Here is an 11,356-nt window from a genome sequence, read left to right as displayed (position 1 = left end):
GGCCCTGCCGGGTTCCTACGGCTTGAGCATCGCCTGCAGCGAGGCGGTCGCCTGCTTGCCGATCTCGGTCGGCTGGAGGTGGGGCTGCTCGGCCAGGACGGCCTCCCAGTTGGCCGCGATCCCCTCGACGGTGAGCCCGCCGTCGGCGTGCCAGCCCGGCCCCTCGGCCACGAACACCCGGGCCACCCGCCCGGCGCCGACGGAGAACACCTCGCCGCTCGTGGCGCAGCTCTCGTGGACGAGGTAGGCGACCAGGGGGCTGACGTTCTCGGGGCCGAACTTCGCCTCGAACTCGGCCGGCAGCAGCGACTCGGTCATCCGGGTCCAGGCGATGGGGGCGATGGCGTTGGCGGTGATGCCCGAGCGGGCGCCCTCGATCGCTGTCGACTTGGTCAGCCCGACGAGGCCCATCTTGGCCGTGGAGTAGTTGGCCTGCCCGAAGTTGCCGAACAGCCCGGCGGGCGAGGAGGTGTTGACGATCCGGCCGTAGCCGCGCTCCTTCATGTGCGGGTAGGCGGCCCGGGTGACGAGGAAGGAGCCGCGCACGTGCACGGCGAGCACCGCGTCGAAGTCCTCGACGGAGATCTTCCCGAGCGACCGGTCGCGCAGGATCCCGGCGTTGTTGACCACGATGTCGAGCTGCCCGAACGTCTCGACGGCCTGCCGCACGATCGCCTCGGCCCCCTCGGGCGTGGCCACGTTGTCACCGTTGGCGACGGCCTCGCCGCCGTTCTTGACGATCAGCTCCGCCACCTCGGCGGCCGGGCCGGCGGAGGCCCCGGTGCCGTCGAGCGCCCCGCCGAGGTCGTTGACGACGACCTTGGCCCCGCGCTCGGCGAGCAGCAGCGCGTGCGACCGGCCGAGACCGTGTCCGGCGCCGGTGACGACGGCCACCCGGCCGTCGTACCTGAGGAGATCATCCGGCATTCTCGCCCACACCCTTCCAAGGAGAACAAAATTCTGGACTAGCGCACCATACCAAACGGGACGTAGCGGACAGTGATCGGGCGAGTGAGTTTCTGATATGGTTTCGCCGCCGTCGCACCCCTGGCTGGAGGCCGTGTCAATGCGCACTCTCCGCGTGGTTCAGTGGGCCACCGGCGCCGTGGGGGGATACGCGCTTCGCGGTGTTGTCGAGCGTCCCGAGTTCGAGCTCGCCGGAGTCCTGGTCTACGACCCCGACAAGATCGGCCTCGATGCCGGTCCGCTCGTCGGTCTCCCCGAAACGGGAGTCGTCTGCACCGACGACGTCGACGCCATCATGGCGCTCGACGCCGACTGCGTGCTGCACATGCCGCTGCCGGCGACCTTCTTCGGCGGCGACCAGAGCCACGACGTCGACACGATCTGCAAGCTGCTCGCGTCGGGCAAGAACGTCATCACGACGACCGGCTTCGTCTACCCCCTGGCCTACGGCACCGGGGTCGTCGACCGGATCGAGAAGGCCTGCCAGGAGGGCGGCACCACGCTCCACGGCACCGGCATCAACCCCGGCTTCGTGAGCGACGTGCTCCCCCTCACGCTGACCGGCCTGTCGTCGCGGCTCGACCACATCTACGTGCGCGAGACCTCCGACTACCGGGGTCACCCGTCCCACCACATCGTCACCGACCTGATCGGCTTCGCCCGCACGCCGAAAGACTACGTGACGGCGGTGCGGCCGTTCCGCGCCTTCCAGCGGGCCCTGTTCACCGAGAGCGTGCAGCTGGTGTCGGCGGCGCTCGGCGTCGAACTCGACGAGATCGAGGAGATGGACGAGTTCGAGCTCGCCGCCGACGACTTCGAGATCGCCTCCGGCACGGTGCGCCAGGGCACGGTGGCGGCCTCGCGCTGGGTCTTCTCCGGTCTGGTGCGCGGGCGGCCCTTCATGACCGTCGAGTGCGTCTACAAGGCCGACGCCGCCAAGGTGCCGCGCTGGGCCGATCCGGGCTTCTCGATCCACATCGAGGGGCGGCCGACGATCGTGGTGAACCTCAACGAGGTCAACCACGGGCTCGCCGGGGCCGCCGCCCACGCGGTCAACACCATCCGCGCGGTGGTGATGGCCGAGCCCGGCATCCGCACCATCCTCGACCTGCCGATGGTGACGGGCCGGGGCACGGCCCGGCTGGCCTAGACCCCGGCGGGCAGCTGGCCCTCCAGCTGCGCAACCCACGGCTTGAGCACGGCGTCCAGATCGGCGATCTGGCTCTCCAGCACGGCCAGGCCCGGCGTCGGCACGATCGCGCCCAGCTCCACCAGCAGCGGCCGGAAGTGCACCTCCACCGCCAGGGCGTGGTGGGCGCCGCCCATCACCAGGATCGGCAGCGCGTGCTTCCCGGCCAGCGCCCGGGGCGGCAGGCGGTCGAGGAAGGCCTTGAGCAGCCCCGTGTAGGTCCCTTTGTACGTCGGGCTCGCCACCACCAGCACATCGGCGTCCTTGACCAGGTCGAGCGCCACCTCGACGGCCGCGACCGGCTGGGGCGCGAACAGGTGGGGGGCCAGACCGGCGAGGTCGACCACGTCGCCCGCCGAGCCGACGGCCGCCTCGGCGGCGCGGACGGCCACGGTCGCCGTGCGCGATCCGCTCCGGGGGTTGCCGACCAGGGTCACGATGCTGCCCATCAGACGTCCTCCTCGTACTCTTCGGCCTCGTCGTCGGGGAGGTCGTACCAGAAGACGTCGCCGGGATACTCCAGGCTCATGGCGACGAATGTAGCACTTATTCCCTATCTGTAATATAGGTAATTCTCCTCGCGCAACCGGCCTTTCGCCTGCAGATAGATCAGGTGGGCGAGCGTCTCGTTGTTGGCCGCCCGGAGCTGGAAGCCCCCGATCGACTCCCACGGCCGCGACCAGGTCAGCCGGGTCGCGATCTGCCAGCAGGTGAGGCCCGGCTCGGCGGCCACGACCCTCTCGATCTCGGCCAGCCGGTCGTGGTGGTGGGAGATCACGTACTCGACGCGGCCGAGCAGGTCGGGGAAGCGGTACTCGTGGGCGGGCAGCACCTCCTCGACGTCGAGGCGGCCGACCGCGCGCAGGGCGTCAAGGTAGTCGGCGAGCGGGTTGGGCGCCGACTGCGGATGGAAGGCCACCATCGGGGTGATCTTGGCGAGCACGTGGTCGCCCGAGAACAGCAGCCCGTCGCCGGCGAAGCACAGGTGGCCGGGCGAGTGGCCCGGCGTCCAGATCGCGGTCAGGTCCCAGCCCGGCAGGTCGAGCTTGGCGCCGTGCTCGATGAGCCGGTCGGGGGCGCCGGCCGAGACCAGTTTGCGGATCGCCGTCGACGCGCCCGCCAGCTCGCGGGCCGTCTCCTCCGGGACCCCGCTGCGGAGCAGCAGGCCGAGCTCCCGTTCCGACAGGTCGCCGGGGTCGTCGTAGCGGCCGCGCAGCAGCCGGGCGTCGGCGGGGTGCAGGCCGATCCAGGCGCCCGAGTCCTCCCTGACCCGGCCGGCCAGGCCGTAGTGGTCGGGGTGCATGTGGGTGACCACGACCGCCCGGACGTCGGCGACGTCGTAGCCCGCCGTCTTCAGTCCCGCCGTCAGGGCCGTGTACGCCTCCTCGGTGTCCCACCCCGCGTCGATCAGCGCCACGCCGCCGGGCAGTTCGAGGGCGTAGACGAGCACGTACCGGAGCGGCGTGTTCGGCAGCGGGACGGGGATCGACCAGAGGCCGGGGCGCACACGTTCGACCTCGGGGAGGCGGCCGGCCAGCCAGGCGGCGTGCTGGGCGGGGGCGGCCGGTTCGGTGGGTCTTCTCACGGGGTCGATTGTGTCCGACGTACCGAACAAGATTCTAGTAGCTGAAATTTTCATCGGACAATCCGGACGCGCGGCAGGTCGCCCACCTGCGCCGACCTGCGATTCTTGACCCTCGGCGAAACCCGTTGGAAACATCGGGTGGACCTGAGCCATGGGAGCGCTCCCATACCTGCTGACGAGGTGCATTTTGACGCGACCCTCCCGCCTCACCGCCGTGCTCGCCGCGGCGGCCCTGTTCCTGTTACCGGTGACCACCGCGTACGCCGACGAGGGCCCCGAGCAGATCCCCAACGGGACGTTCGAGACCTCCACCGCGCCCTGGTGGAACACCGGCAACGTCACCGTCGAACTGGAGGACGGCCGCCTGTGCGCCGACATCCCCGGCTCGACCACCAACCCGTGGGACGCGATCATCGGCCTCGACGGCATCCCGCTGGTCGCCGGTGAGACCTACGCCTACCGCTTCTTCGCCTCGGCCACGCCCTCGCGCGTGGGCCGGGCGCTGATCCAGCTCCCGGTCGACCCGTGGACGCAGTTCTTCGCGGCCAACCCCGAGATGAGCGTGTCGGGCAACTCCTACGAGTTCACCTTCACCGCGCCCACCAGCCTGCCGAACGCCCAGATCGCCTTCCAGCTCGGCGGCAGCGCGACCCCGTGGCGCTTCTGCCTCGACGACGTGTCGCTGCGCGGCGGCGCCGAGCCCGAGGTCTACGAGCCCGACACCGGCCCCCGGGTGCGCGTCAACCAGGTGGCCTACCTGCCCCAGGGCCCCAAGAACGCCACCGTCGTGACCGACGCGACCGAGGCCGTCGCCTGGCAGCTCAAGAACGCGGGCGGCACGGTCGTGGCGAACGGCTCGACCACCCCGCGCGGCCTCGACGGAAGCTCGGGCCAGAACGTGCACAGCATCGACTTCGGCTCGTACACGACCGCCGGCGAGGGCTACACGCTGACCGCCGACGGCGAGACCAGCCGTCCGTTCGACATCTCGGCGAGCGCGTACGCCGCGCTCAAGCTGGACGCGCTGAAGTTCTACTACACCCAGCGCAGCGGCATCGCGATCGACGACGCGCTGCGCCCCGGCTACGGCCGCCCGGCCGGGCACGTCGGCGTGGCGCCCAACCAGGGCGACACGAACGTCCCGTGCCAGCCCGGCGTGTGCGACTACTCCCTCGATGTCTCCGGCGGCTGGTACGACGCCGGCGACCACGGCAAGTACGTCGTCAACGGCGGCATCTCCGCCTGGCAGCTGATGAGCGAGTTCGAGCGCACCAAGAACGCCGCCACCGCCAAGACCATCGGCTCGCTGGCGATCCCGGAGAGCGGCGACGCCGTCCCCGACATCCTGGACGAGGCCCGCTGGGAGCAGGAGTTCCTGCTCAAGATGCAGCGCCCCGACGGCATGGCCCACCACAAGATCCACGACGCCGCGTGGACCGGCCTGCCGCTGATGCCGCACCTCGACCCGCAGGCCCGTGAGCTCCACCCGGTCTCCACGGCCGCCACGCTGAACCTCGCGGCCACCGCCGCCCAGGCCGCCCGCCTGTTCGCGCCCTACGACGCGGCGTTCGCGGCCAAGAACCTGGCCGCCGCCCGCAAGGCCTGGACGGCCGCCAAGGCCAACCCGGCGATCTACGCCTCCGCCAACGACGGCGTGGGCGGCGGCGCCTACAACGACGACAACGTCACCGACGAGTTCTACTGGGCCGCGGCCGAGCTCTACATCACCACCGGCGAGGCGGCCTTCCGCGACGCCGTGGTGAACTCGCCGCTGCACACCTCGGACGTGTGGCGCGAGCGCGGCTTCGACTGGGCCTCGACCGCCCAGCTCGGCCGCCTCGACCTGGCCACGGTGCCCAACAACCTGCCCGGCCGGGCGGCGGTCCGCGCGTCGGTCCTGGAAGGCGCCGACAAGTACCTCGCCACGCTGGACGCCCACCCGTACGGCCTGGCCTACAACCCGCCCGACTTCGACTGGGGCTCCAACAACCTCGTCCTGAACAACATGGTCGTGATGGCGGCGGCGTACGACATCTCCGGCCAGAAGAAGTACCTCGACGGCGTGCTGGAGGGCATCGACTACATCCTCGGCCGCAACGCCCTGAACATCTCGTACGTGACGGGCTACGGCGAGGTCGACGCGCACAACCAGCACTCCCGCTGGTACGCCAACCAGCTCAACCCCGACCTGCCCAACCCGCCCAAGGGCACCCTGTCGGGCGGCCCGAACTCGGCCATCCAGGACCCGGTCGCGCAGGCCAACCTGCAGGGCTGCAAGCCCCAGTTCTGCTACATCGACCACATCGAGTCGTGGTCGACCAACGAGCTGACGATCAACTGGAACGCCCCGCTGTCGTGGATCTCGGCCTTCATCGCCGACCAGGGCGACGGCGCGGTGACCGCCCCCGGCTCGTGTGACGTGACCTACCAGATCCACGGCACGTGGCCGACCGGCTTCTCGACCCAGGTGACGATCAAGAACACCGGGGCGACGGCCATCGACGGCTGGAACCTCAAGTGGTCGTTCCTGGGCGGGCAGAAGCTCGACCACGGCTGGAACGCCGACTACACGCAGTCGGGCGCGACCCTGACCGCGAAGAACCTCTCGCACAACAAGAAGATCCACCCCGGCTCGTCGATCACCTTCGGCTTCAACGGCGTCGGCGCCCCGGGCGCCAACCCGGTGCCGGACCTGTTCCTCCTGAACGGCAAGGCCTGCGCCTAGCCGGCCCCGGGCCCGTGGCTCTTCCGGGGGAGCCACGGGCCCTTACTCTTTTGCACGTGCTGAACGACATCCACGTCGACGAGGCGGTCCGCGCGCTGCGGCCCGACTTCGCCGTGCTCCTGGTCGAGGCCGTCGGCTTCGTCAACGGCCCCTCCGACGACCGGTCGCGGAAATGGCTGGCCGAGGCGTCGGCGCAGGCCGCGCCGCTCGACCACGAGAAGATCGAGGCCTGGCGCGAGGCCTACCGCGCCTTCGGCGCCAAGCCCCAGCGCACCCGCCCGTCGGTCGACGCCCTGATCCGCCGCATGCCGCTGCCCGAGATCAACCTGGTCGTCGACGCCTACAACTCCATCTCGGTACGCCACACGCTCCCCATCGGCGGCGAGGACCTGCGCCGCTACGAGGGCCCCGCGCGGCTGGTCCGCGCCACGGGCGACGAGAAGGCCGACGAGGTGCTGGGCGACCCCGCCCCGGGCGAGGTCGTGTGGCGCGACGACGCCGGGGTGACGTGCCGCCGCTGGAACTGGCGGCAGGGCGTGCGCACCAGAATCACCGAAGACACGGTCGACGCGATTTTCATCCTCGAACGCCTGGCCCCGATGACCATGGAGGAACTGGCCACGGCCGGTGCCGAACTGGTCACATTGCTGCAGGTGATCAGCCCTGAGGTCCGAACTTCAACCCGCACAATCGGCTAGAATTACGACCAATATGACGAAAAGGGGACCTCGCCCTGACCAGCCGGTGAGGGTGCCTCTACCATCCTGGGGGGCTACCCGTGCGTGACCAGTTCGGACAGTCCTGGGAGCATAAGCGGGAGCCACGCGCCGGACGGCTCTCGTCACCTGGCTGGACGAGTAGCCTTGGACAGGTTCCTTTACATCAACGCCGATCTGCGGAAGAGGGCGATTTCCGCCGTGTCGTCTGAGTCGTCGCGGACAAACCCGCTGGCAAGCTTCGGACAGAACGAATGGCTTGTCGACGAGCTGTACCAAAAGTACCTTCAGGATCCCGAGTCGGTAGACAAGGCCTGGTGGCACTTCTTCGCTGATTACAACGGGCAGGGCAAGGTCGCCCCGCCGGGCGACGCGACGCAGGCCGCCGCTCCCGCACCCGCAGCACCGGCCGCGCCTCCGCAGCCGCCGAAGGCCCCCGCGCCTGAGAAGAAGGCCCCCGCCGCCCCGGCAGCAAAGCCCGCCGCGAAGGCCGAGGCGCCCAAGGCGCCCGCCGGAGCGGTCGAGGAGAAGCTGCGCGGCGCCGCCGCCCGCACCGCCCTCAACATGGAGGCGTCGCTGGCGATCCCGACCGCGACCAGCGTGCGGGCCGTTCCGGCCAAGCTGCTGATCGACAACCGGATCGTGATCAACAACCACCTCTCCCGCGGGCGCGGTGGCAAGATCTCCTTCACCCACCTCATCGGCTACGCCATCGTGCGCGCCCTCGAGGCCATGCCGGAGATGAACCACGCCTACGGCGAGATCGACGGCAAGCCGGCGATCGTCAAGCCCGAGCACGTCGGGCTGGGGCTGGCGATCGACGTCCAGAAGAGCGACGGAACGCGCCAATTGCTGGTGCCGTCGATCAAGGCCGCCGAGACGCTCGACTTCCAGCACTTCTGGATGGCCTATGAAGACATCGTCCGCAAGGCCCGCTCGGGCAAGCTCGGCGTCGACGACTTCCAGGGCACCTCGATCTCGCTGACCAACCCGGGCACCATCGGCACGGTCCACTCGGTGCCGCGCCTGATGCCCGGCCAGGGCACCATCATCGGCGTCGGCGCGATGGAATACCCGGCCGAATACCAGGGCGCCTCGGGCGAGACGCTCTCGCGGCTGGCCATCAGCAAGGTGATGACGCTCACCAGCACCTACGACCACCGCATCATCCAGGGTGCGCAGTCGGGTGACTTCCTGCGGCGCATCCACCAGCTGCTGCTGGGCGCCGACAATTTCTACGACGACATCTTCGAGTCGCTGCGGATCCCCTACGAGCCGGTCCGCTGGACCGCCGACGTCTCGGCCTCCCACGACGACGACGTCGCCAAGTCGGCCCGCGTCATCGAGCTGATCCACGCCTACCGCGTGCGCGGCCACCTGATGGCCGACACCGACCCGCTCGAATACCGTCAGCGCAAGCACCCCGACCTCGACATCACCAAGCACGGCCTCACCCTGTGGGACCTGGAGCGCGAGTTCCCGACCGGTGGTTTCGGCGGCCGGGCGCTGATGACGCTGCGCGAGGTCCTCGGCGTGCTGCGCGACTCCTACTGCCGCACCGTCGGCATCGAGTACATGCACATCCAGAACCCCGAGGAGCGGGCCTGGATCCAGGCGCGGGTCGAGAAGCCCCACGCCAAGCCCGACCGCGACGAGCAGCTCCACGTGCTGGCGCGGCTCAACACCGCCGAGGCGTTCGAGACCTTCCTGCAGACCAAGTACGTCGGCCAGAAGCGGTTCTCGCTCGAAGGCGGCGAGTCGCTGATCCCGCTGCTCGACTCGGTGATCGCGTCCGCGGCCGACGAGTCGCTCGACGAGGTCGTCATCGGCATGGCCCACCGCGGCCGTCTCAACGTGCTGGCCAACATCGTCGGCAAGTCCTACGCCCAGGTGTTCGGCGAGTTCGAGGGCAACCTCGACCCGCGCAGCGCCCACGGCTCGGGCGACGTGAAGTACCACCTGGGCGCCAACGGCGACTTCGTGTCGCCGTCGGGCAAGCGGATCAAGGCGTCGGTCGTCGCCAACCCGTCCCACCTCGAGGCGGTCGACCCCGTGCTCGAAGGCGTCGTGCGCGCCAAGCAGGACCTGCTGGAGATGGGCCCCGAGGGCTTCACCGTCCTGCCGGTGCTGATCCACGGCGACGCGGCCTTCGCGGGCCAGGGCGTGGTGGCCGAGACGCTGCACCTGTCGCAGCTGCGCGGCTACCGCACCGGCGGCACCGTCCACATCGTGGTCAACAACCAGGTCGGCTTCACCACCAGCCCGGAGGCGTCGCGGTCGTCGGTCTACGCGACCGACGTCGCGCGCATGATCCAGGCGCCGATCTTCCACGTGAACGGCGACGACCCCGAGGCGGTCGTCCGGGTCGGCAAGCTGGCCTACGAATACCGCCAGGCGTTCCGCAAGGACGTCGTGATCGACATGATCTGCTACCGGCGCCGCGGCCACAACGAGGCCGACAACCCGAGCTTCACCCAGCCGCTCATGTACGACCTCATCGACGCCAAGCGGTCCACCCGCAAGCTCTACACCGAGGCCCTGATCGGCCGCGGCGACATCACGGTCGAAGAGGCCGAGCAGGCGCTGCGCGACTACCAGGAGCAGCTGGAGCGGGCCTTCACCGAGACCCGCGAGGCCGCCAAGAAGCCGCTCGAGGAGGGCGCGGTCGTCAAGCCGCCCACCGACGAGCTCATCGTGTGGAGCCACGACGACACCAAGACGGCCATCTCCGAGGAGACCGTCAAGCGGGTCATCGACACGCAGCTCACGCTGCCCGAGGGCTTCACCGTCCACCCGAGGCTCAACCCGGTGCTCCAGCGGCGCGGCGCGATGATCGAGGAGGACGCGATCGACTGGGCGACCGGCGAGACGCTGGCGTTCGGTTCGCTCCTGCTCGACGGCCACCCCGTCCGCCTGGCGGGCCAGGACTCGCGGCGCGGCACCTTCGGCCAGCGCCACGCGGTGCTGGTCGACCGGGTCACCGGCGAAGACCACACCCCGCTGAAGACGTTCAACGAGGGCGTCACGAAGTTCTACGTCTACGACTCGCTGCTGAGCGAGTTCGCGGCGCTGGGCTTCGAATACGGCTACAGCGTGGTCCGGCCCGAGGCGCTGGTCATGTGGGAGGCGCAGTTCGGCGACTTCGTCAACGGCGCCCAGTCGATCATCGACGAGTTCATCTCGTCCGGTGAGCAGAAGTGGGGGCAGCGTTCGTCGGTCGTGCTGCTGCTGCCGCACGGCTACGAGGGTCAGGGTCCCGACCACTCCTCGGCCCGCATCGAGCGGTTCCTGCAGATCTGCGCGCTCGACAACATGACCGTGGCCCAGCCGACCACTCCGGCGAACTACTTCCACCTGCTGCGCTGGCAGGCGCTGTCCGACCGGCGCAAGCCGCTGGTGGTGTTCACGCCCAAGTCGCTGCTGCGCCACAAGGCGGCGGCGTCGGCGGCCGGCGAGTTCACCTCGGGCACCTTCCAGCCGATCATCGGCGACACCACCGTCGACCCGGCGGGCGTGCGCAAGGTCGTCCTGTGCTCCGGCAAGATCTACTACGATCTGGCCGCCGCACGTGACAAGGGTGGCCACACCGACACGGCGGTCGTCCGGATGGAGCGGCTCTTCCCGTTCCCCGAGCAGCCGCTGAAGGCCGAGCTGGCCCGCTACGCCGGTGACGTCGAGCTGGTGTGGGCGCAGGACGAACCGGTCAACATGGGCCCGTGGCCCTACCTGGCGCTGAAGATGACCGAGCGGCCCGAGGTCCTCGACGGCCGTCGGCTGCGGCGGGTCTCGCGGGCGGCGAACTCCTCGCCGGCCGCCGGTTCCCACAGCACCCACGACAACGAACTGCACACCATCGTCTCCGAGATCTTCGGCTAGACACGTCACACCCAGCGGGAGGCCCTCCACTGCGGGGGGCCTCTCGCCGTTTCCTGGAGCGGATATCCATGTACTTCACCGACAGGGGCATCGAGGAACTCGTCGAACGCCGGGGCGAGGAGGAGGTGCAGATGCTCTGGCTGGCCGAGCGGCTGCGCGAGTTCGTCGACCTCAACCCCGAGTTCGAGACCCCGGTCGAGCGCCTGGCGACCTGGCTCGCCCGGCTCGACGACGACGAGGACTGAACGCGATACATCTTGACTTTCCGCGAACGCGACATATCGTGTTTTGTAAGCAGT

At 69.7% G+C, this 11,356-nt stretch carries 8 protein-coding genes; 5 read left to right on the top strand and 3 right to left on the bottom strand.

The features are described 5' to 3' along the window. Nucleotides 1-15 precede the first annotated feature (15 nt). A complete protein-coding gene (locus tag AW271_RS34960; RefSeq protein ID WP_062342079.1) occupies nucleotides 16-927 on the bottom strand; it encodes an SDR family oxidoreductase in 912 nt (303 codons plus the stop codon). Between the two features lie 139 nt (nucleotides 928-1,066). Between AW271_RS34960 and AW271_RS34955 the strand changes: the two genes are divergently transcribed. Further along, the gene (locus AW271_RS34955) at nucleotides 1,067-2,116 is read left to right on the top strand and encodes an NAD(P)H-dependent amine dehydrogenase family protein (protein ID WP_062342077.1); all 1,050 of its coding nucleotides are present in this window, start codon (nucleotides 1,067-1,069) and stop codon (nucleotides 2,114-2,116) included. On the opposite strand, the gene AW271_RS34950 is transcribed toward AW271_RS34955, so the two are convergent. Together AW271_RS34950 and AW271_RS34945 are read right to left on the bottom strand one after the other, a co-directional pair. Further along, nucleotides 2,113-2,604 (bottom strand): NADPH-dependent FMN reductase, encoded by a 492-nt coding sequence (locus AW271_RS34950; protein WP_062342075.1) that lies wholly within the window; start codon nucleotides 2,602-2,604, stop codon nucleotides 2,113-2,115. The genes AW271_RS34955 and AW271_RS34950 overlap by 4 nt on opposite strands. 104 nt (nucleotides 2,605-2,708) lie before the next feature. Next, nucleotides 2,709-3,740 (bottom strand): MBL fold metallo-hydrolase, encoded by a 1,032-nt coding sequence (locus tag AW271_RS34945; protein WP_062342073.1) that lies wholly within the window; start codon nucleotides 3,738-3,740, stop codon nucleotides 2,709-2,711. A gap of 187 nt (nucleotides 3,741-3,927) precedes the next feature. Here AW271_RS34945 and AW271_RS34940 point away from each other — a divergent pair, with 187 nt between their 5' ends. The 4 genes from AW271_RS34940 to AW271_RS41005 all read left to right on the top strand — a co-directional run bounded on the left by AW271_RS34940 (nucleotide 3,928) and on the right by AW271_RS41005 (nucleotide 11,302). Next, complete coding sequence (locus tag AW271_RS34940) at nucleotides 3,928-6,465, top strand: glycoside hydrolase family 9 protein (RefSeq protein ID WP_245653347.1); 2,538 nt, start codon at nucleotides 3,928-3,930, stop codon at nucleotides 6,463-6,465. A 56-nt stretch (nucleotides 6,466-6,521) separates the two neighbouring features. After that, the gene (locus AW271_RS34935; RefSeq protein ID WP_062342200.1) at nucleotides 6,522-7,163 is read left to right on the top strand and encodes a B3/B4 domain-containing protein; all 642 of its coding nucleotides are present in this window, start codon (nucleotides 6,522-6,524) and stop codon (nucleotides 7,161-7,163) included. Between the two features lie 219 nt (nucleotides 7,164-7,382). Then, nucleotides 7,383-11,057: a multifunctional oxoglutarate decarboxylase/oxoglutarate dehydrogenase thiamine pyrophosphate-binding subunit/dihydrolipoyllysine-residue succinyltransferase subunit gene (locus AW271_RS34930; RefSeq protein WP_062342198.1), complete on the top strand. Its 3,675-nt coding sequence runs from the start codon at nucleotides 7,383-7,385 to the stop codon at nucleotides 11,055-11,057. 68 nt (nucleotides 11,058-11,125) lie between these two features. After that, nucleotides 11,126-11,302 (top strand): DUF6104 family protein, encoded by a 177-nt coding sequence (locus tag AW271_RS41005; RefSeq protein WP_169806449.1) that lies wholly within the window; start codon nucleotides 11,126-11,128, stop codon nucleotides 11,300-11,302. Nucleotides 11,303-11,356 lie beyond the last annotated feature (54 nt).

The sequence above is a fragment of the Herbidospora sakaeratensis genome (assembly GCF_001570525.1).
Classification (GTDB): domain Bacteria; phylum Actinomycetota; class Actinomycetes; order Streptosporangiales; family Streptosporangiaceae; genus Herbidospora; species Herbidospora sakaeratensis.
This window is presented reverse-complemented; position numbering and strand designations above follow the sequence as displayed.